20 protein-coding genes and 3 tRNA genes are annotated in these 18,998 nt (G+C 70.3%); 15 read left to right on the plus strand and 8 right to left on the minus strand.

The features are described from left to right. The first annotated feature begins 6 nt into the window (after nt 1-6). Nucleotides 7-1,344 carry a glutamate--tRNA ligase gene (gltX, locus tag ETD86_RS14800; protein WP_246147911.1) on the plus strand — a complete coding sequence of 446 codons (1,338 nt, stop codon included), beginning with the start codon at nt 7-9 and terminating at the stop codon, nt 1,342-1,344. 101 nt (nt 1,345-1,445) lie between these two features. On the opposite strand, the gene ETD86_RS14805 is transcribed toward gltX, so the two are convergent. Next, a complete protein-coding gene (locus ETD86_RS14805) occupies nt 1,446-3,422 on the minus strand; it encodes a M3 family metallopeptidase (protein WP_138666727.1) in 1,977 nt (658 codons plus the stop codon). A gap of 163 nt (nt 3,423-3,585) precedes the next feature. Here ETD86_RS14805 and ETD86_RS14810 point away from each other — a divergent pair. Beyond that, a tRNA-Gln gene (locus ETD86_RS14810) sits at nt 3,586-3,657 on the plus strand. Nucleotides 3,658-3,692: 35 nt separating this feature from the next. On the opposite strand, the gene ETD86_RS14815 is transcribed toward ETD86_RS14810, so the two are convergent. Continuing rightward, the gene (locus ETD86_RS14815) at nt 3,693-4,616 is read right to left on the minus strand and encodes an alpha/beta hydrolase (RefSeq protein ID WP_246147908.1); all 924 of its coding nucleotides are present in this window, start codon (nt 4,614-4,616) and stop codon (nt 3,693-3,695) included. A 108-nt stretch (nt 4,617-4,724) separates the two neighbouring features. On the opposite strand from ETD86_RS14815, the gene ETD86_RS14820 reads away from it, so the two are divergent. From ETD86_RS14820 to ETD86_RS14840, 5 genes are all read left to right on the plus strand, one after another. Further along, complete coding sequence (locus ETD86_RS14820) at nt 4,725-6,038, plus strand: sensor histidine kinase (RefSeq protein WP_138666728.1); 1,314 nt, start codon at nt 4,725-4,727, stop codon at nt 6,036-6,038. 34 nt (nt 6,039-6,072) lie between these two features. Next, the gene (locus tag ETD86_RS14825; protein WP_138666729.1) at nt 6,073-6,693 is read left to right on the plus strand and encodes a response regulator; all 621 of its coding nucleotides are present in this window, start codon (nt 6,073-6,075) and stop codon (nt 6,691-6,693) included. Then, nucleotides 6,686-7,267, plus strand: a complete 582-nt coding sequence (locus ETD86_RS14830; RefSeq protein ID WP_138666730.1) for a hypothetical protein — start codon at nt 6,686-6,688, stop codon at nt 7,265-7,267. The genes ETD86_RS14825 and ETD86_RS14830 overlap by 8 nt, the downstream gene beginning before the upstream one ends. A gap of 81 nt (nt 7,268-7,348) precedes the next feature. Then, nucleotides 7,349-7,424: transfer RNA gene (locus tag ETD86_RS14835), tRNA-Glu, on the plus strand. A gap of 19 nt (nt 7,425-7,443) precedes the next feature. Continuing rightward, nucleotides 7,444-7,516: transfer RNA gene (locus ETD86_RS14840), tRNA-Glu, on the plus strand. An 807-nt stretch (nt 7,517-8,323) separates the two neighbouring features. Here ETD86_RS14840 and ETD86_RS14845 read toward each other — a convergent pair. Together ETD86_RS14845 and ETD86_RS14850 are read right to left on the minus strand one after the other, a co-directional pair. Further along, on the minus strand, nt 8,324-10,036 hold the full coding sequence (locus tag ETD86_RS14845) for a hypothetical protein (RefSeq protein ID WP_138666731.1): 1,713 nt from the start codon (nt 10,034-10,036) through the stop codon (nt 8,324-8,326). Between the two features lie 58 nt (nt 10,037-10,094). Then, nucleotides 10,095-10,811 (minus strand): IclR family transcriptional regulator, encoded by a 717-nt coding sequence (locus ETD86_RS14850; RefSeq protein WP_138666732.1) that lies wholly within the window; start codon nt 10,809-10,811, stop codon nt 10,095-10,097. A gap of 67 nt (nt 10,812-10,878) precedes the next feature. Between ETD86_RS14850 and leuC the strand changes: the two genes are divergently transcribed. The 4 genes from leuC (at nt 10,879) to ETD86_RS14870 (ending at nt 13,529) form a co-directional block, all read left to right on the plus strand. Beyond that, entirely contained in the window at nt 10,879-12,264 is a 1,386-nt protein-coding gene (gene leuC, locus ETD86_RS14855) for a 3-isopropylmalate dehydratase large subunit (protein ID WP_138666733.1), read from the plus strand. 72 nt (nt 12,265-12,336) lie between these two features. Beyond that, on the plus strand, nt 12,337-12,924 hold the full coding sequence (gene leuD / locus ETD86_RS14860) for a 3-isopropylmalate dehydratase small subunit (protein ID WP_138666734.1): 588 nt from the start codon (nt 12,337-12,339) through the stop codon (nt 12,922-12,924). Next, complete coding sequence (locus tag ETD86_RS14865) at nt 12,903-13,130, plus strand: SCO5555 family protein (RefSeq protein ID WP_138666735.1); 228 nt, start codon at nt 12,903-12,905, stop codon at nt 13,128-13,130. The genes leuD and ETD86_RS14865 overlap by 22 nt, the downstream gene beginning before the upstream one ends. A gap of 99 nt (nt 13,131-13,229) precedes the next feature. Continuing rightward, a complete protein-coding gene (locus ETD86_RS14870; RefSeq protein WP_138666736.1) occupies nt 13,230-13,529 on the plus strand; it encodes an HU family DNA-binding protein in 300 nt (99 codons plus the stop codon). Between the two features lie 192 nt (nt 13,530-13,721). Here ETD86_RS14870 and ETD86_RS14875 read toward each other — a convergent pair whose 3' ends face one another. Together ETD86_RS14875 and cofC are read right to left on the minus strand one after the other, a co-directional pair. Further along, on the minus strand, nt 13,722-13,928 hold the full coding sequence (locus ETD86_RS14875; protein ID WP_138666737.1) for a hypothetical protein: 207 nt from the start codon (nt 13,926-13,928) through the stop codon (nt 13,722-13,724). A gap of 128 nt (nt 13,929-14,056) precedes the next feature. Further along, nucleotides 14,057-14,695 carry a 2-phospho-L-lactate guanylyltransferase gene (cofC, locus tag ETD86_RS14880; RefSeq protein WP_138666738.1) on the minus strand — a complete coding sequence of 213 codons (639 nt, stop codon included), beginning with the start codon at nt 14,693-14,695 and terminating at the stop codon, nt 14,057-14,059. A 73-nt stretch (nt 14,696-14,768) separates the two neighbouring features. Between cofC and ETD86_RS14885 the strand changes: the two genes are divergently transcribed. The 3 genes from ETD86_RS14885 to ETD86_RS14895 all read left to right on the plus strand — a co-directional run bounded on the left by ETD86_RS14885 (nt 14,769) and on the right by ETD86_RS14895 (nt 17,739). Next, nucleotides 14,769-15,479, plus strand: coding sequence for a lysophospholipid acyltransferase family protein (locus ETD86_RS14885; RefSeq protein ID WP_138666739.1), 711 nt, complete (start codon nt 14,769-14,771; stop codon nt 15,477-15,479). 4 nt (nt 15,480-15,483) lie between these two features. Beyond that, complete coding sequence (locus tag ETD86_RS14890; RefSeq protein WP_138666740.1) at nt 15,484-16,494, plus strand: NAD(P)H-dependent glycerol-3-phosphate dehydrogenase; 1,011 nt, start codon at nt 15,484-15,486, stop codon at nt 16,492-16,494. A 150-nt stretch (nt 16,495-16,644) separates the two neighbouring features. Continuing rightward, nucleotides 16,645-17,739, plus strand: a complete 1,095-nt coding sequence (locus ETD86_RS14895; protein ID WP_138666741.1) for a D-alanine--D-alanine ligase family protein — start codon at nt 16,645-16,647, stop codon at nt 17,737-17,739. 3 nt (nt 17,740-17,742) lie between these two features. Here ETD86_RS14895 and ETD86_RS14900 read toward each other — a convergent pair whose 3' ends face one another. Both ETD86_RS14900 and ETD86_RS14905 read right to left on the minus strand, forming a co-directional pair. After that, nucleotides 17,743-18,225, minus strand: coding sequence for a DUF3515 domain-containing protein (locus ETD86_RS14900; protein ID WP_138666742.1), 483 nt, complete (start codon nt 18,223-18,225; stop codon nt 17,743-17,745). A gap of 13 nt (nt 18,226-18,238) precedes the next feature. Further along, nucleotides 18,239-18,472, minus strand: a complete 234-nt coding sequence (locus tag ETD86_RS14905) for an Lrp/AsnC family transcriptional regulator (RefSeq protein ID WP_138666743.1) — start codon at nt 18,470-18,472, stop codon at nt 18,239-18,241. A gap of 143 nt (nt 18,473-18,615) precedes the next feature. Between ETD86_RS14905 and ETD86_RS14910 the strand changes: the two genes are divergently transcribed. After that, the coding region (locus ETD86_RS14910) for an AIR synthase related protein (RefSeq protein WP_246147909.1) at nt 18,616-18,998 on the plus strand (383 nt) is incomplete at its 3' end.

Consider the following 18,998-nt stretch of genomic DNA (forward strand, 5'->3'; position numbering starts at 1 on the left):
ACCGGCATGTTCCACGTCGGCGGCGCTCGCACGGCGCTGTTCAACTGGGCGCTGGCCGAACAGTCCGGCGGCCGCTTCGTCCTGCGCATCGAGGACACCGACGCGTCGCGCAACCGTCCGGAGTGGACCGAGGGCATCATCTCCGCGCTGGACTGGATCGGCGTCAACGGCTCCAACCCGGTGTTCGAGGGCCCCTACTTCCAGTCGGCCTACGAGCCGCAGCACCGCGAGGCGGTGGCCAAGCTGCTGGCCGACGGCCGGGCCTACTACTGCGACTGCACGCGCGACGCGCTCGTCGCCCGCACCGGCTCCGAGCACAAGGGCTACGACGGCTACTGCCGTGACCGCGGGCTGACCGAGGGCGCGGCGCGCTTCCGCACCCCCGACGAGGGCGTCACCGTGGTGGCGGACCTCATCCGCGGCAACGTGGAGTTCCCCAACGAGGCGCAGGAGGACTTCGTCATCGCCCGCGGCGACGGCTCGCCGCTCTACGTGCTGGCCAACGCGGTCGACGACATCACCCAGAACATCACCCACGTCGTCCGTGGCGAGGAGCACCTCGGCAACGCGGCCAAGCAGATGCTGCTCTGGCCCGCCCTGGGCGCGACACCGCCGGTCTGGGCACACCTGCCGGTGATCGTCAACGAGCAGCGCAAAAAGTTGTCCAAGCGCCGTGACAAGGTGGCGCTGGAGGCCTACCGCGAGGAGGGTTACCTGGCCGAGGCCATGGTCAACTACCTCATGCTGCTCGGCTGGGGCCCCGGCGAGGACCGCGAGATCATGCCGTGGTCGGAGATGGTGCCGCTGTTCAGGCTGGAGGACGTCAACTCCGCCGGCGCGTTCTTCGACGAGAAGAAGCTGCGCGCGTTCAACGGCGAGTACATCCGGGCGCTGCCGCTGGAGACGTTCGAGGAGCGCTGCGCGCCCTTCCTCGAACCGTCCTGGGACCGCGAGCTGTTCAGCAAGGTCGCGGTCCTGGCCCAGACCCGCATCGCGGTCTTGTCGGAGATCCGGCAGAACGTCGACTTCCTCTTCCTCGAGGAGCCGGTGTTCGACCAGGCGTCCTGGGACAAGGCGATGAAGAACGCCCCGGTGGAGATCATCACCGGCTACCTCGAGCGCCTGGAGGCGGTGAGCTGGGACCCGGAGTCGCTCAAGGAGGCTCTGGAGGAGGTCGGCGCCATCCACGGGCTCAAGCTCGGCAAGGCCCAGGCGCCGGTGCGCGTGGCGGTCACCGGCCGCTCGGTGGGCCTGCCGCTGTTCGAGTCGATCGAGGTGCTCGGCCGCGAGCGGACCGTGGACCGGCTGCGCGCCGCCCTGACGCGGCTCAATTCAGGAACGTAGTCTCCCGCGACGGCTTCGCAGGTCACGCCCACCGTCGAGCAGGTCACGGGGCGGCCCACCGCGCACGTTCGCGCAGTGGGCCGCCGAACACGCCGCGATGTTCAGTCCAGACCGCGCCGCTTGAGCAGCGGATCGATGCTCGGCTCGCGCCCACGGAAGTTGCGGAAGGCGGTCAGCGGGTCGAGGCTGCCGCCGCGTGAGAGCAGCTCGCGGCGGAAGTGGTCGCCGTTCGCCCTGGTCAGGCCGCCGTTCTCCTTGAACCACTCCACGCTCTCCGCGTCCAGCACCTCGCTCCAGATGTAGGAGTAGTAACCGGCGCTGTAGCCGCCCGTCGAGGCGAAGACGTGCGCGAAGTAGTTGGTCCGGTAACGCGGCCTGACCTGCGGCACGGCGATCTGGGCGGCCTCCAGCGCCGCCGCCTCGAACGCCTCGGCGTCGGCCACCGTCTCGCCGGGCGCCAGCTTGTGCCAGGCCCAGTCGAGCAGCGTGGCGGCCAGGTATTCGACGGTCTTGAAGCCCTGATTGAACTTCTCGGCCGCCGTCAGCTTCTCCACCAGCTCGGCCGGCATCGGCTCGCCCGTCTCGTGGTGCTTGGCGTAGTTGGCCAGGACCTCGGGCCAGGTCACCCACATCTCGTTGACCTGCGAGGGGTACTCGACGAAGTCACGCGGCACGCTGGTGCCGGAGACGCGCGGGAAGCGCACCTGCGAGAAGAGCCCGTGCAGCGCATGGCCGAACTCGTGGAAGGCCGTGTTCACCTCGTCGTACGTCAGCAGCGTCGGCCCCGAGGCGGGCTTGGTGACGTTGAGGTTGTTCATGACCACCGGCCGCAGCCCGAACAGGAAGGACTGGTCGACCAGGTTGTTCATCCACGCCCCGCCGCGCTTGGTCGGCCTGGCGTAGGGGTCGAGCACGAACAGCCCCAGCCGGTTCCCGTCCTCCTCGAACACCTCGAACACCGTCACGTCCGGGTGATAGCCACCCAGGTCCGGCCGCTCGGTGAAGGTGATCCCGTACAGCTTGGTCGCCGCGAAGAAGATCCCGTCCCGGTAGACGCGGTTGAGCTCGAAGTACGGCCGCATCGCGTCGGCGTCGAAGTCGTAGCGCGCCTCGCGCACCTTCTCCGAGTAGTAGGGCCAGTCCCACGGCTCGATGTCGAACCCGGCCTGCGCGGTCAGCTCCTCGGCCTCCCGCCCGGCGTTCCGCACGGCCGGCCCGACGAGCTGGCCGAGCATCTCCTCGACCGCCTCCACGGTCTTGGCCGTCTGGTCCGCCACCGAGTACGCGGCGTGGTTGGGGAAGCCGAGCATCGCCGCCCGCTCGGCCCGCAACGTCGCCATCCTGGCGGCCACCTCGAAGTTGCCCGGCGCCCGGCCGACGCTCAGCTCGTAGAGCCTGCGGCGCACGTCGCGGTTGGTCAGCGAGGCAAGGCCTGGCTGGGCGGTGAAGTTGAGCAGCGGGAGGACGTACGTGCCGTCGTCCTTGCGCAGCGACTCGATCCTGGCCTCGTCGAACCCGTCGAGCTCCTTGGGGTCCTCGACCACCAGCGCCGACTCCGTCGACGCCTTCAGCAGGCTCTGCGCGAACTCGGTCGAGAGCTTCGACAGCTCCTCGTTGAGCTGGCGCAGCCGGTCCTGCTCGGACTCCGACAGGTCGGCGCCGGCCCTGATGAAGTCGTCGCGGTACTTCTCCAGCAGCCAGGCCTCCTCCGGGTCCTCCGTGGTGACCTGCTTGATGCGGGCCCACAGGGCCCGGTTGAGGTGGATCGCGTCGGCGTGCCTGGTCAGCTCCGGAGAGATCTCCTTCTCGATCTCCATGATGCCGTCGCTGGTGTTGGACGCGGCGATGCTGAAGAAGACCGTGGCCGTGCGGTCGAGGATCCGCCCCGATCTCTCGAGCGCGGCGATCGTGTTGCCGAAGGCCGGCGGCTCTGCGCTGCCTGCGATCGCGTCGACCTCGGCCAGCTGCTCGGCCATGCCGCGACGGAACGCGGGGAGGTAGTGCTCCTCGCGGATGTCGGCGAAAGGCGGCAGCTCGTACGGCAGGGTGCTAGGGGCGAAGAACGGATTCTCGGCCAACGCTCGGGCTCCTCCACGTGGTGTTTTGTCCCCCTCAGCTTGGCACGCCGGGGCCGGTCCCGTGCGCGGCGGAGCGCCCATCCGTCAATCGTTTTGGTCTTAGCCCCCTAGCTGGGCTATTCTTTCGGACGTCGCCAAGCGCGCTCCGAGGGGTTCGCAGCGGTGGGGTATGGTGTAATTGGCAGCACGACTGATTCTGGTTCAGTTAGTCTAGGTTCGAGTCCTGGTACCCCAGCAGTGAACGGATGTCTCATAGGAGACGTCCGTTTTTTATTGTGCCAGTCCATCAAGGATGTCGGTCACGTGCCGATAGGCCTTCGGCGTCGGCGCATGGGACGTCTCCACCGTGAAGACCTTGAACCGGTTGCCTGGCGTCGCCGCGTCCGCCTCCTTGATCATCCGATCCTGGAGCGCGAGCGGGATCACCCGATCCTTGCTGTGCCGGATGTACACCCGGGGCACCCGCCCCCAAGCCTTCTTGCGTCCCCGCGCGTCGGCGCTGGACACCTGGAGGCTCTCGTCCGGCAGGGACGAGTTGAGCATGGCGAGGAATTCGCCGTCGGTTCCCTCGGCCATGAAGGCCGCCTTGGCCGCGTCCAGGAACGTCCTGTCGTTCGTCCGCCAGTTGACACGCACCGCCTTCAGCACCCGCGGGTCACCGACGATGCCCGACAGAATCGCGCCCCCCAGGGTCGTCCTGCCCTCCGGCGTCTCCAGATACTCCGCCGGTGAGCGCAGATTCGTACAGCAGTAGGCCGAGACGTACACCAGCCGGTCGATCAGGTCGGGCACCTCGTCGGCCACCTTGGTGATCGTCGAGCCGCCCAGGCTGCCGCCCACCAGGATGACCGGGCCGTACCTGGACACCTTGCGCACCACGTCCACCGTGGCCTCCACGTAGTCGTCCAGCGTCACGCCCGCCATGGGCGAGGGGATCGTGGCCAGCTTCGCCAGGTCCTGCGGCGCCTGGTAGGCGTGGTGGAACTGCTCCTCGGGGCCGTGCCCCGGCAGGTTCACCCCCACGGTGCGGTGGCCGCGCAGCGTCAGCTCGTTGTCGCCGGTGGCCACGCCGTTCGAGCCGGTCACGAACACGTACGTGGTCACCTCCTTCCGCTTGGCCGCGGCCGGGACAGTGGCGCTGGCGCCCGCGACGGCGGTCAGCTGGAACATGGTTCTCCGTGTCACATCGCTCATGAGGTGATGTTCGCCCGGCTCAGCCGGGATCCACATCGCCCATGCGGGGCGACGTGCGGTGGATGCCACGTATCCACCGATCGGTCGATACGTGCCAGGCTGGACCCCATGAGCCGGCTCGACGGCCGCGAGCGCTGGGTGTATCTGGGACTCGCCTATGTGCTGCTCGCGGCCTCCGCGATCGCGGCCGCCTTCCTCGACGGGGGCGGCCCGTCCACGCTGAGCCGGCTGGCCGAGCTGATCACCACCTGGCCGGCTGGTTCAGGCGACCCCGCGACGACCGGGCCGGCCGATCCCGAGACCGCCGGGGCATCCGCCGGCGTCGCGGGCCTTCCGCCCTGGCCCGCGCTCGCCGCTGTCGCCGCGGTCTGGCTGACTCCCATCGCCTGGCTCCACCCGCGTCGCGACGCCCACCGCGGGCTCGTCGTCGCCTACTACCTCGTCCTCCTCGTCCTCGCCGGCGCGCTCGCGGCCGTGAGCCCCGCCTTCGTCGTGTTCGCCTCGATCGGCTACCCGCTCGCCATCGCTCTGCTCCCCGCCCGGCTCGTCATGGCCGGCGTGACCCTCACCGCCGTCGTCAGCGTGGCCGCCCAGGCTGGCCCCGGGGACCACACCACCTTGCTCACCGTGATCGCCGGCGTCGCCATGCCGCTGATTCTGGCCGGCTGGTACGTCTCCGCCGAGCACGACAAGCGCCGCCGCCTGGTCGAACGCCTGCGCGCCGCCATGGCCGAGAACGCCGACCTGCACGCCAGTCTCCTCGACCAGGCCAGAAGGGCCGGCGTGCTCGATGAGCGGCACCGCGTGGCCGGCGAGATCCACGACACGGTGGCGCAGGACCTCGTCGCCGTCATCGGCCAGATCGACGCCGCCGCCCGCACCACCCAGGACACGGCCCGCACCCGGCACCTCGACCAGGCGGCGGAGCTGGCCCGCCGCGGCCTGGCCGAGGCCCGCAGGTCCGTACAAGCCCTCCGCCCCGAGCCGCTGGAGCACGCGCGGCTGCCCGAGGCGCTCGGCCGCATGGCCGAGTCCTGGTCGCGAGCGTCAGGCGTGGACCTCGTCTTCGACGTCACCGGCACACCCGTCGCCCTGTCCGCCGACGTGGAGACCACCCTCTTCCGCGTCGCCCAGGAGGCCCTTGCGAACATCGCCAAGCACGCCAAAGCCTCCAGGACGGCCCTCACCCTCTCGTACACCGACGAACTTCTCCTTCTCGACATCCGTGATGAAGGTGCCGGTTTCGACCCGCAGAAGCCCGCTGACGGCTTCGGCCTGGACGGGATGCGCCAACGCGTCCGCGGCGTGGGCGGCACCTTGGAGATCGAGACGGAGCCCGGCCACGGCACGACCATCGCCGCGACCGTCCCCGCCATGCCCTCGTCCGTTCCCCCATCCCCGCCGACGGAGCGGCCGGCGTGATCAATGAGACGATGACCATCGGGAAGGGGGACCCATGACGGTGCGGCTGCTGATCGCCGACGACCACCCGATCGTGCGCGACGGCCTGCGCGCCGCCCTCGGCGGCGATCCCGACCTCGAGATCGTCGGCGAGGCGGCCGACGGCGAGCAGGCGGTGCGCCTGGCCGCCGAGCTCCGGCCCGACGTCGTCCTCATGGACCTGCGCATGCCCGGCATGGACGGGGTCGCCGCCATCCGCCGGCTCAGCGGCACCGGGCCGCGAGTTCTGGTGCTGACCACGTTCGACACCGACGTCCTGCCCGCGCTGGAGGCGGGCGCCAGCGGCTACCTGCTGAAGGACGCCCCGCCGGAAGAGCTGGTCCGCGCCGTCCTGGCCACCCACCGCGGCGAGACCGTGCTCGCGCCCGCCGTGGCCGGCCGGCTGGCCGAGCAGGTGCGCAGACCCTCCAGGGGCACGCTGAGCAAGCGCGAGCTGGAGGTGCTCCGTCTGGTGGCCGGGGGAGCGACCAACAGGGAGGCGGCGGCCACGCTGTTCATCAGCGAGGCGAGCGTCAAGACGCACCTGCTGCACATCTACGCCAAACTCGACGTCCGTGACCGGGCCGCAGCCGTGAGCGAGGCCTACCGCCGTGGCATCCTGACCGCCCATGGATGAGTTCCGGATGCGCGCGGGCGGCTTCCCGCGTTTCGCGGCCCCGTTCTTCGCCCCTCTCGTGCTCTACTTCGCGATCTGCCTCCTCCTTAGCGCGATCTTGACGGGCAACACCGCGCTCGGCATGGTGATCGGCGCGCTCGCCACCGCCGCCCTCGTGGCCGTGCTCGCCGCCAAGCACCGCCGCCTCGCCCTGGGCACCGTGGTCCGCTTCTCCGCCGACGGCGTGGAGCTGACCGACTCGTACGGCTTCCGCGTCCGCCTCCGCTGGCCCGACATCACCAGGATCGACGTCGTGCACACCCAGATGGCCAACCCCCGGACGATCGGCCGCCTGGGCGCCGTACGGGTGCGCACCGGCGGCCTGCGCTCGACCGGCCTCGTCGGCTGGGGCGAGCGGATCACGCCGCCCCGCATCCCCGCCTGGCTGCGCGACCGCCTGGCCCGCGTCCCCGTGGAACCCGCCACGGGCCGCCCGGAGGTCACGATCCCGCTCGGCGAGCTGGACCCGCAATGGGTGAGCGGCCCGATGGGCGACTGGATCCGCCGCCACAGACCGGATCTGATGGCCGGATAAGCGGTTTGGTTGTGGTCTGCGGGGTGCGGTAGAGTTACCTGCGTCGCCGGGGGAACCCCCGGCACACCAGCTTGTGGACAGGGTCCCGTCGTCTAGTGGCCCAGGACGCCGCCCTCTCAAGGCGGTAGCGCCGGTTCGAATCCGGTCGGGACTACCACTTGTCACAAGCCCACGAAGGTCCCGTCGTCTAGTGGCCCAGGACGCCGCCCTCTCAAGGCGGTAGCGCCGGTTCGAATCCGGTCGGGACTACGTCTGCATCACCGCTCCGGCGCCCCTGGCCCGGAGCGTTTTGCTTTTCCGCCGGGTGACGATTCTCACGCGGGTGGCCCACTGTGCGCACGTAACGGCGCCCGGCCCCGTGAACCGGAGGAGCGTTCCCCTGGACGGAGCCCGGCCCCGTGCGGCGGGTGGACCTGCCCGCGCGAAGCCGTAAGGACGAAGAGCCTCAGCCACGAAGGGCGAGAAAGCCCACGAAGCCGTCCACGGACCGCGGCGCACGAGGGCCGAAAGGCCCTCGCCAGGAGCTGCGAACTCAGCGCCACGCAAGACCATGGCGGCAACCAGGCGAGGGCGCTGAGCGGGTCGCGCCGAGCGGGGCCGTGCCGAGCGGGGCCGTGCCGAGCGGGCCTCTAGGACCGACAAGCGGCTCGCCCGGCAGCGCCGAGCGGGGAACAGCGGCCAGCGACCCTCAGCGACCCGACAGGCAGGCCCCAGCCCCGTGCGGCATCCGGGGCGTCCGGGGCCGCGCGGGATCGACGTCACACCGGGCGACGTCCGAGCCGCCGCGGCGGCGAAGGGTCGGCGTCACATCCGAAGGCGTCCGAGGCGTCCGAGGCGTGCGCGTGGCGGAAGGACCGACGTCACACCGAGAGGCGTCCCGATGAGCGGCCGGCGTCCGACGGCGGCCGGCGCACCGTAAGCCGCCGCCGCGTGAGGAACGGCCGCGCCCGACGAACGCGCGCCTGAGGGACGGCCGCGCCCGACGAACGGCCGCCGGCCCGCATGCGGTCAGCGGGCGTGAGCCGGACGGGCGCGAGGAACCGGACGGGGCGGGTGTTACGCCGAGCGGGCCTTGTAGAGCGCCCGCCGGGCCGCCTTGGCGACCTGCTTGTCCGGATGGACCTGGGCGATCAGATCCAGCAGCTCCTCCACATGCGCATGCGGAATCTTCCAGATCACCTCAAGCAGGTTGTTGACCATGTCCGGCCCGATGTCCTGCAGGCTGCTCACGAACTCCGACCGCCCCAGCCCGGCCGAGATCGTCCACATGTCCAGGATCAGCCAGTGCGTGTCGTCCTGCGTCGGCTCTGGCGCCCCCTCGATCTCCAGCTGGCTCAGATGGGTTGCCGCGTACGGACGCAGCGAGGGCTGCTTGAGCGCCGCCTGCCAGGCCGGGAGCGCCGCCTCCCCAAGGGTGCCGACCACGCTGGCCGCCTGCACCCTGATCAGCGCGTCGGTCTCGTCCTCCGCCGCCGCCTCCAGCAGCTCCTCGGCCGCCTTGCCCGGCTCGCGCAGCCGCATCCAGGCCGCGAACTCCGCGTCGGCCTCTTCCTCGGGCAGCTCCGCGCTGAGCGCGAGCAGCTCGTGGGCGCTCATGGACTCGATCGCCGGCCGCGCGTCCACCTCGATGTCGGCGTCATCCACCAGGTGGACGACCCCTTCGGTGCCGAGCGGCGTGAGGCGGAGCGTCCGGCCCTCGACCTCGGCCATGCCGTAGCCGACGAGCCAGTCGATCGGCGGCGCCAGCGGGTCGCCCGCCGCCTGCCACGCGTCGGCGCCCAGCTCCTCGTCGAGCTCGGCGGCGGCCTCGGCCAGCTCCTGCGCCAGCTCGTCGATGTCGCGGGAGCCACCGCCCAGCAGCAGCCTGACCAGCACGCCGCGGGTCAGGCCCGCCAGGGCCATGGTGAGGTCCTCGTCGTCCAGCTCCGGGTCGCCGTAGTCGATCGAGTGCAGCCCGAGCATCCACGCGTCGAGCACGTCCTCGTCGTCGTCGAACGGCCACTCCGAGGTGTCGTCCTGCACCCCGACCGTGTTGCCCTCACCCGGCTCCAGGAACTCCAGGTCGACGGCCAGGTTCCAGATGTTCCACAGCTGTGGGACGGCATCGGAGATCGGGCCGTCGGTCTCCGGCCGGGGCAGCCCGATGGCCGCCAGCGCCTCCTCCACCTCGGCGTCGGAGAGCAGCGTGTCCTCGCCCACCCCGCGGCCGGACCCGACCCACACGGCCAGGTCGCGGGCCTTGGCGATCAGCGGCGCCTGGCGGGCGGCCGCGGCCAGCTCCGAGTCGGGGCGCAGCCTGATCGTGTCGAGCTCGGCCAGCTCGTCGGCGAACAGCTCGAAATCGCCGAGGTCGCCGGTCTCCCCTTCCTCGTCGTCGCCCTCGGCGTCCTCGAGCAACTCCTCCATGAGATCGACGAACTCGTCTTCGACGTCGTCGAGCTCGGCCTGCAGATCGGCGAGGGAGTCGGAGCCCTTGGTCAGCCTGCCGGTCTGGGAGAGGAACGTCAGGTACGCGTCCACGGCCGGGAGCATCCCGTCGGCGGCTGCGTCGGGATCCTCCACCACCTTGGGTATGCGGTCGAGCAGCAGGTTGCGCAGGTCGGCACGCTTCCACGTGCCGAGATCCTGCGAGAAGGCGAGACGGTGCCACAGAGCGGCAGGCCCCACGAGCTCGGGATCGCTGTCGGGCGCGTTGGCTCGCGCCCACATGATGAACTCTTCGAGCAGGGGTCGCAGCTCAGTGGCGGCTACCTCGATGCGATCGGTCACGCACTCAGGCTAGTGCGCTCTCGACGCTGTCGGCTCCCCAAATACATGCTTTTGCTGATCATGAGGTGCGGCGCATGGCCTCCGTGATGCGTTCGGCGGCGGCCATGACGGGCACGGCGTGCAGTCGTCCCGGCGCCCGCGTCAGCCGTTCGATGGGGCCGGAGACGGAGACCGCGGCGATCACCTTGCCGCCGCTGCCCCTGATGGGGGCGGAGACGCTGGCCACACCCTGCTCGCGCTCGCCGACGCTGTGGGCCCACCCGCGGCGGCGTACGGAGGCCAGCGTGGCGGCGGTGAACTTGGCGCCGCGCAGGCCGCGGTGCAGCCGGTCGGGCTCCTCCCACGCCAGCAGAATCTGTGCCGCCGAGCCGGCGCCCATGGGCAGCGCCGAACCCACGGGAACCGTGTCACGCAGGCCACTCGCCCGCTCCGCCGCCGCCACACAGACCCGCTCGTCACCCTGGCGGCGGTAGAGTTGCGCACTCTCTCCCGTCAGGTCCCTCAGCTGCATCAGCACGGGTGCGGCCACCGCCAGCAGCCGGTCTTCGCCGGCCGCTGTGGACAACTCCGACAGCCGCGGGCCGAGCACGAATCTGCCCTGCGTGTCACGGCTCACGATGCGGTGGTGCTCGAGTGCGACGGCCAGCCGGTGGGCGGTGGGACGGGCCAGGCCGGTGGCCTGGACGAGCTGCGCCAGAGAAGCGGGCCCCGCTTCGAGGGCATTGAGTACAAGAACCGCCTTGTCGAGTACTCCGACTCCGCTAGAGTTGTCCATACACCGATACTGCAGTCTCGACATATGAGAAAGCAAGTCGGAGGGAAGTTCTCAAGGAGGAGAGATCATGGGCCGCACACTGGCCGAGAAGGTCTGGGAGCAACACGTCGTCAGGCGTGCCGAGGGCGAACCTGACCTGCTCTACATCGACCTGCACCTCATTCATGAGGTGACCAGTCCGCAGGCGTTCGACGGGCTCCGTCTCGCCGGCCGGAAGGTGCGAAGGCCCGATCTCACCATTGCCACCGAGGACCACAACGTGCCGACCGTGCTCGGCCCCATCTCCGACCCGGTGTCCAAGACGCAGGTCGAGACGCTGCGGAAGAACGCCGCCGAGTTCGGCGTCAGGCTCCATCCGATGGGCGACGCCGGGCAGGGCGTCGTGCACATCATCGGCCCGCAGTTCGGCCTGACCCAGCCGGGCATGACCATCGTGTGTGGCGACTCTCACACCTCGACGCACGGTGCGTTCGGCGGCATCGCGTTCGGCATCGGCACCTCCGAGGTGGAGCACGTGCTGGCCACCCAGACGCTGCCCGCGTACCGGCCCAAGACGATGGCCATCGAGGTCTCCGGTGAGCTGCCCGCCGGCGTCACCGCCAAGGACCTGATCCTGGCCATCATCGCCAAGATCGGCACCGGCGGCGGCCAGGGCTACATCGTCGAATACCGCGGCGAGGCCGTGCGCAAGCTCTCCATGGAGGGCCGCATGACCGTCTGCAACATGTCCATCGAGGCCGGCGCTCGGGCGGGCATGATCGCGCCGGACGAGACCACGTTCGCCTACCTCAAGGGCCGCCCGCACGCGCCGGAGGGCGAGGCGTGGGACCAGGCCGTCGAGTACTGGAAGTCGCTGCGCACCGACGACGACGCCGTGTTCGACAAGGTCGTGGAGATCGACGCCGCGTCGCTGACCCCTTACGTCACGTGGGGCACCAACCCGGGCCAGGGCCTGCCGCTGGGCGAGTCCGTCCCCTCGCCGGAGAGCTTCTCCGACCCCGTCGCGCGTTCGGCCGCCGAGCGGGCGCTGGAGTACATGGGCCTGACCGCCGGCACGCCGCTGCGCCAGATCGAGGTCGACACGGTGTTCGTCGGCTCGTGCACCAACGGCCGCATCGAGGACCTGCGTTCGGCCGCCGAGATCCTGCGCGGCCGCCAGGTGAAGACCCGCACGCTGATCGTGCCGGGCTCGATGATGGTCAAGCTGCAGGCCGAGCAGGAGGGCCTGCACGAGGTGTTCAAGGCCGCCGGCGCCGAGTGGCGTGAGGCCGGCTGCTCGATGTGCCTGGGCATGAACCCCGACACGCTCCAGCCCGGTGAGCGCAGCGCCTCCACCTCCAACCGCAACTTCGAGGGCCGCCAGGGCAAGGGTGGCCGTACTCACCTGGTGTCGCCGCAGGTCGCCGCCGCGACCGCCGTCACCGGCCGCCTGACCGCCCCCGCAGACCTCTAGCGCGGTCGCGGTCAGGCGGCCGAGCCGCCTGACCGACGCGCTTCCCATATGCAGACCTCTAGGAGTTTGGACATGGACGCCTTCACCACCCACACCGGTACGGCGGTGCCGCTGCGCCGCAGCAACGTCGACACCGACCAGATCATCCCGGCCGTCTGGCTCAAGCAGGTCAGCCGCACCGGCTTCGAGAAGGGCCTGTTCGCCGCCTGGCGCGAGGACCCGACGTTCGTGCTGAACGACCCCTCCTACCAGGGCGGCACGATCCTCGTCTCCGGCCCCGACTTCGGCACCGGCTCCTCCCGCGAGCACGCCGTCTGGGCGCTGCAGCAGTACGGCTTCCGCGCCGTGATCGCCGCCCGCTTCGGCGACATCTTCCGCAACAACTCCACCAAGATGGGCCTGCTGCCGGTCATCCTGCCCGGCGACAAGGTCGAGGCCCTGCAGTCGGCCGTCGAGGCGGACCCCAAGCTGGAGGTCACCGTCGACCTGGTCGAACGCCAGGTGCGCTGGGCGGACGAGGTCGTGCCTTTCGAGATCGACGACTACACCCGCTGGCGGCTCATGGAAGGCCTCGACGACATCGGGCTGACCCTGCGTCATGCCGACGACATCGCCACGTACGAGAATGGTCGGCAGCCATGGCTGCCGACGACCGTCTAGAAGACGACGAACTGGCGCGGCGGTTGCGCGAAGCGCACCGTCGCGTCCGCATGCTTCCCGCCAGTGAGAAGCAGCGGCAGGCGCGCCGCTACCTCGCCATCTGCGACCTGGCCAAGCGCGATCCCGAAAGGGCCTCGGCCCGGCTCGAGGCCTTCTTGAGCGCGCTCGACACGCCACGCAATGACGAAAACACGCTCGGTGATTGAGTTCCCCCGCGATCCCGCCTACTTTCAAGCGCGTAAGGGGTTTCTACGTCGAACTCGTGAGCTGGAACCCTGAGCCGTAAATGGGGGAGCAGGACTTTCATGAACAAGCGAGAACTCGTCGAGGCCATCACGGACCGGGTGGGCGACAGGAAGACGGCCACCGAGGCCGTGAACGCGGTCATCGACGCCATCCAGAAGGCCGTGGCGAGCGGCGACAAGGTCTCGATCACGGGCTTCGGCGCGTTCGAGATGGTGAACAAGCCCGCCCGCACGGCCAGGAACCCGTCCACCGGCGCGGAAATCAACGTCGCGGAGAGTTGGGCGCCCAAGTTCCGGCCCGGTTCCGATTTCAAGGAGCTGGTGAACGCGGGCGGGAAGAAAGTCGGCAAGAAGAAGTAAATCCAGCGGACCAGCACGCCCGGACCCCGCGGTCCGGGCGTCCGCATTCCCGGCCGCGCCGCCCGCCCTTCCCCAGGGACCTGCACCGCGTCCGTCCTTCCCCCAGGGGCCTGCACCGCATCGGCCCTTCTCCTCATGAGGGACCTGCACCGAAGTGAGGGCGGGGGAGGAAGCGCGGACTACGGGTGAGAGCTACGGGTTCGGGACCGGGAAGGTCGAGAGCGTGATGTAGGTGATCTCGTCACCCGACATCGCCAGGTTCACCCGCTGCCCCGAGCGCAGCAACCGCAGCGGGCCCGCGTCAAAGGCGGACGTGCCGAACTCCAGCACGGTCCCATCGTCCAGGAAGACCGTGCCCGACCGCGTGGCCTCGTCGAAGCTGCGTACCGTCGCCTGCACGCAGACCAGCCTAAAGCGTTTGCCCCCGCCCGGCGAGCACGCCAGCCTCGCGAGGCATGCGGGCCGACTTCCGGCGTTTCACCGCTCGGTGACGGCCGATCAAGGCACTGGCACGAGTCGTGGCGGTCTCAGGACGACTCGGCCCACAGCTCGGCGACCACCGCCGCCGTGTGCGGCCCCAATCCGAGCGCGATGGCCGCCCGCAGGTCGTCGGGGGTGTCCACGTCGCGTCTGACCGAGTCGATGCCCGGCACGCACAACTCCTTCGCCCCACCGGCCAGGTGCTTGGCCCGCGACTCCCCGCCGAACCGCGGTGAGAAGGCCACACCGGGACGTACCCCGTAGAAGGTCGTCCCGACGTCGAGCGCGTCCGGCACGAACGACTGGTCGAACTCGGCCGCCGCCCCCAGCGCCACTTCCAGCTCGGCCGGCCGCAGGGCGGGCAGGTCCGCCTGGAGCGCGCCCACCGCGTCGCCTGGCGCCACCCGTACGGCATGGGCGGCGCCCGTACGCAGTGCGGTGTTCAGACCGCGATCAGGGTCGGGCACCACGTCGGCGCCCAACGCCGCGAGCGGCCCCGCCGCGGCGGGGTCGGCCGTCACCACGATCACCCGTGCCACCAGGGGGCAGGCGAGCGCCGCCGCAACGGTGTCACTGGCCACGGCCACCGCGAACTTCGTCCGGCGCGGTCCCGTCGCCGCGGCCAGCCGAGTCTTCGCCGCGACCAGCGTCTTCACCGGGATCACCAGGGACCAGCGGATGCTCATAGGGTAAGCATCGCGCCTCGACATCCCGCGCGGCCAACCGGGAGACTTGGGCGCATACCGGAGGAGGAGACCAATGAGCCGCCCCACGCGACCATCGCGTTTCTGGGAGACCTTGGCAGTGATCATCGTGAAACCGCTGTCCCGGCTCCTGGTCAAGCGGGATTGGCGGCACGGCGAGCGCATCCCCCGCGCCGGCGGCATGATCATCGCGACCAACCATCTCTCCTGGACGGATCCGGTCCTGCTGTCCCACTTCCTCTACAACAACGGGCGCTGGCCGGTCGTCCTCGCCAAGTCGGCCCTGTTCAAGGTGCCCTTCCTGGGCAAGGCCGTGACCGGGCTGCTGGCCATCCCGGTCGACCGCGGCACCAGCGAGGCCGCCAGGTCGCTGCGCGCGTCGGCCCAGCGGCTCGAGGACGGGTGCGCGATCCTGTTCTACCCCGAGGGCACATGCACCCGTGACCCCGACCTGTGGCCCATGGTGGGCAAGACCGGCGCGGCCCGGCTGGCGCTGGAGAGCGGTGCCCCGGTCATCCCGGTGGCCCACTGGGGGGCGCAGGAGCTGCTCCCGTACGGGGCGAAGAAGCCGAGGTTGTTCCCGCGCAAGACGTTCCACGTGACGGTAGGTCCTCCGGTGGACCTGTCGAAGTACGCGGGCAAGCAGCCGCACGCCGGCGTCCTGCGTGAGGCCACGGCCGACATCATGGCGGCGATCACCGAGCAGCTGGCCGAGCTGCGTGGCGAGAAACCCCCCGCGACCCCGTATGATCCCGCCGGGCGGTGATGGCATGACAAAGGTGGCGGTGTTCGGCACGGGCTCGTGGGGCACCACGTTCGCCATGATCCTGGCGGAGGCCGGCAACGAGGTCACGCTGTGGGGACGCAGGGGCGAGTTGGTCGAGGCGATCGACCGTACCCACACGAACCCCGACTACCTGCCCGGCATCCCCCTGCCCGAGTCGTTGCGGGCCACCACGGACCCGGCGCGGGCGCTGGACGGGGCGGAGTTCGTGGTGCTGGCCGTGCCGTCGCAGCAGTTGCGGCCCAACCTGGCCCGCTGGCGCGAGCACATCCCGCCGGGCGCGGTTCTGGTCAGCCTGATGAAGGGCATCGAGCTGGGCACGACCAAGCGGATGAGCGAGGTGATCCGCGAGGTGGCCGAGGTGCCGGCGGAGCGGGTCGCCGTGGTCTCGGGCCCCAACCTGGCCAAGGAGATCGCCCAGCGTCAGCCCGCCGCCACGGTCGTGGCCTGCACGGACCTGTCCGTGGCCGAACGCCTTCAGGCGATCTGCCACCTGCCGCCGTGGTTCCGCCCCTACACCAACCCCGACGTGGTCGGCGTCGAGCTCGGCGGCGCGGTCAAGAACGTCATCGCGCTGGCCGTCGGCGTCTCCGCGGGCATGGGCATGGGCGACAACGTCAGCGCCATGCTCATCACCAGAGGGCTGGCCGAGATCTCCCGTCTGGGCGCCGCGCTGGGAGCAGACGCGCACACGTTCGCGGGGCTCGCGGGGATGGGCGACCTGGTCGCAACCTGTACGTCGCCGCTGTCGCGCAACCGCACGTTCGGCGAGAACCTGGGCCGTGGCATGACGCTGGCGGAGGTGATCGCCGCCACCAAGCAGACCGCCGAGGGCGTCAAGTCGTGCGAGTCGGTGCTGGCGCTGGCCAGGAAACACGACGTGGAAATGCCGATCACCGAGGTCGTCGTCGGCGTCGTGCACGACGGCATGTCCCCGGCAGAGGCGGGCATGCTGCTCATGTCGAGATCGCCCAAGCCCGAGCGCTACGGCCTCTGACTATGTTCATACCGCTCGCCTGCTCATGGCCTCACTCCGTGAGGCGGGCTCGGTCGCCAGATGCCGCCGCACTCCTTCGCGGGACGATGGTGCTCACTCGCGGCGTGCTTGGCTCGCTGTCCCGGGGACACCCCGGTAGATTCGGACACCATGAGCAAGCCACGCGTCGCCGTCGTTTTCGGAGGTCGCAATTCTGAGCACGCCGTGTCCCTGATGGGCGCGGGCAGCGTGCTGGATGCGATCGACAGGAGCAAATACGAGGTGATCCCGATCGGGATCGCCCAGGACGGCAGATGGGTGCTGGCCGCTTCCGGCCAGCGGTTCGCCATCGAAGGCGGCGAGTTGCCGAGCGTCGACAGTTCGGGCGCGGCCCTGGCGCTGCCTTCCGGCAGCAGTTCGCTGGTGGCGTACGACCCGGGCAGCATCCCCGTGGAGCTCGGCTCGGTCGACGTGGTGTTCCCCGTGATGCACGGGCCGTTCGCCGAGGACGGCACCATCCAGGGGCTGCTGGAGATGGCCGGCGTGCGCTACGTCGGCTCTGGCGTGCTGGCCAGCGCGGTCGGCATGGACAAGGCCCACATGAAGACCGTGATGGCCGCCGCGGGGCTGCCGACAGGCCGCTACGTGGTCGTACGCGACCGGGACTGGCGGCTCAACCGCGAGCTCGTCCTCAAGGAGGCCGAGGAGCTGGGCTGGCCGGTGTTCGTCAAGCCCGCCAGAGCGGGGTCCTCGCAGGGCATCTCCAAGGCCGGCGACCGAGGGCAGCTGGAGGAGGCCGTCGAGTTCGCCAGGCAGCACGATCCCAAGGTGCTCATCGAGGCCGCCATTGAAGGGCGCGAGATCGAGTGCGCGGTGCTGGAGTCGTTCGGCGACGAGCCCGCGGCGGCGTCGCTGCCCGGAGAGGTGAAGGTCGAGGGCGGGCAGGAGTTCTTCGACTTCGAGGCGAAGTACTACCCCGACCAGATGTCGCTGACCGTGCCCGCCGACATCCCGGCGGAGACGGCCGAGGAGCTACGGGCCATGGCCGTGCGAGCGTTCGAGGCGCTCGACTGCGAGGGGCTCGCGCGGGTGGACTTCTTCTACACGCCCGAGGGCAACCTGGTCTTCAACGAGATCAACACGATGCCGGGGTTCACGTCGCTGTCCGTGGCGCCGCAGCTCTGGGCCGCGACGGGGATGCCGTACCCGCAGCTGGTGGACCGGCTCATCCAGCTCGCCCTGTCCCGGTCGCCAGGGCTGCGGTGACGGTCAGCGGGGGGAGAGCGTGTAGAACAGGGTGGAATCCGCGGGCCCGCCGCTGCCGCCGGCCTGGGGGGAGATCTGGCCGATCGGCTTCGACAGCTCGGCGAGCACCTCGGCGGCGGTGTGCTCGCCGCCGACCGTGACCTCCACGTAGGCGGAGTCGGTCACGGCGGTGAACAACGCGGGCTTTTCGGGATCGGGGAACCAGCCGACGCCGTCGATCTCCTGCAACTGGTCGGTCGGCGCCATCCTGGCCGGCCGGGGCACACCACAGCGCAGCGCGATGACGCCGTCGCCCCAGACGGCCACGTACGGCGACTCCGGCGTCGACGTGCCGCGCGGGGCCCCATCGAGCGTCTGGGGCAGCAACGTTGCCAGCTTGTCGCAGGCGGCTGCCGCCGGGCCCTGCGGCACGGGCGGCTCGACCTGTATGGTGCCGCCGCAACCGGCGAGCGTTAGGAGAACGAGCAGGACGGCGGCGGCACGCATGCGACGAATGCCCTCAAATGTGAACGATCGGACACGTAAGAGTACGCGTGATCCCGTCCACCGCCTGAATCTGCGCGACGACGAGCTTGCCCAGCTCATCGACGTTACGGGCCTCCGCGCGGACGATCACGTCATAGGGACCCGTCACGTCTTCCGCCTGAGTGACCCCGGGAATCCCGGAAATCTCATGGGCCACGGCAGCGGCCTTGCCGACCTCGGTCTGAATAAGGATGTAGGCCTGCACCATTGCGTCCTCCCAGGCGATTGGATCACGCCGAAGGGCCACCGTACCCTGTGTGCGTCAGGAGGTGCGTCATCACAGTCGGAGATCTCGGCGAATTCGGAGCGATAAATCGTATTACCGGACGTCTGCCCCAGGGCGCGGCGGTGATGCTGGGCCCGGGCGACGACGCCGCGGTGATCGGCGCGCCTGACGGGCGCGTAGCGGTTTCCACGGATTTGCTGATCGAGGGTAGGCATTTTCGCCGGGATTGGTCCAGCGGTTATGACGTGGGCCGTAAGGCAGCCGCGCAGAACCTCGCGGACGTGGCCGCCATGGGCGCGACACCCACGTCCATCGTGGTCGGGCTCGGGATTCCGGCGGACCTGCCGGTGACGTGGCTGGACGCGCTGACGGACGGGTTCCGCGACGAGTGTGCCGTGGTCGGCGCGAGCGTGGCCGGCGGCGACATCACCCGGTGTGACCTGGTCGTACTCGGCGTGACCGCGCTGGGCGACCTCGGCGGGCGGCCGCCCGTCACCCGTGCGGGGGC

The sequence above is a fragment of the Nonomuraea turkmeniaca genome (assembly GCF_005889735.1).
Classification (GTDB): domain Bacteria; phylum Actinomycetota; class Actinomycetes; order Streptosporangiales; family Streptosporangiaceae; genus Nonomuraea; species Nonomuraea turkmeniaca.

Coding starts and splice junctions, on each gene's coding strand:
- ETD86_RS14890 (WP_138666740.1), top strand. CDS start 15,484: ATGACAAAGGTGGCGGTGTTCGGCACGGGCTCGTGGGGCACCACGTTC.
- ETD86_RS14825 (WP_138666729.1), top strand. CDS start 6,073: ATGACGGTGCGGCTGCTGATCGCCGACGACCACCCGATCGTGCGCGAC.
- ETD86_RS14905 (WP_138666743.1), bottom strand. CDS start 18,472: ATGGTGCAGGCCTACATCCTTATTCAGACCGAGGTCGGCAAGGCCGCT.
- ETD86_RS14815 (WP_246147908.1), bottom strand. CDS start 4,616: ATGAGCGATGTGACACGGAGAACCATGTTCCAGCTGACCGCCGTCGCG.
- leuC (WP_138666733.1), top strand. CDS start 10,879: ATGGGCCGCACACTGGCCGAGAAGGTCTGGGAGCAACACGTCGTCAGG.
- ETD86_RS14885 (WP_138666739.1), top strand. CDS start 14,769: ATGAGCCGCCCCACGCGACCATCGCGTTTCTGGGAGACCTTGGCAGTG.
- ETD86_RS14865 (WP_138666735.1), top strand. CDS start 12,903: ATGGCTGCCGACGACCGTCTAGAAGACGACGAACTGGCGCGGCGGTTG.
- gltX (WP_246147911.1), top strand. CDS start 7: ATGTTCCACGTCGGCGGCGCTCGCACGGCGCTGTTCAACTGGGCGCTG.
- ETD86_RS14870 (WP_138666736.1), top strand. CDS start 13,230: ATGAACAAGCGAGAACTCGTCGAGGCCATCACGGACCGGGTGGGCGAC.
- ETD86_RS14895 (WP_138666741.1), top strand. CDS start 16,645: ATGAGCAAGCCACGCGTCGCCGTCGTTTTCGGAGGTCGCAATTCTGAG.
- ETD86_RS14850 (WP_138666732.1), bottom strand. CDS start 10,811: ATGGACAACTCTAGCGGAGTCGGAGTACTCGACAAGGCGGTTCTTGTA.
- ETD86_RS14900 (WP_138666742.1), bottom strand. CDS start 18,225: ATGCGTGCCGCCGCCGTCCTGCTCGTTCTCCTAACGCTCGCCGGTTGC.
- ETD86_RS14820 (WP_138666728.1), top strand. CDS start 4,725: ATGAGCCGGCTCGACGGCCGCGAGCGCTGGGTGTATCTGGGACTCGCC.
- leuD (WP_138666734.1), top strand. CDS start 12,337: ATGGACGCCTTCACCACCCACACCGGTACGGCGGTGCCGCTGCGCCGC.
- cofC (WP_138666738.1), bottom strand. CDS start 14,695: ATGAGCATCCGCTGGTCCCTGGTGATCCCGGTGAAGACGCTGGTCGCG.
- ETD86_RS14830 (WP_138666730.1), top strand. CDS start 6,686: ATGGATGAGTTCCGGATGCGCGCGGGCGGCTTCCCGCGTTTCGCGGCC.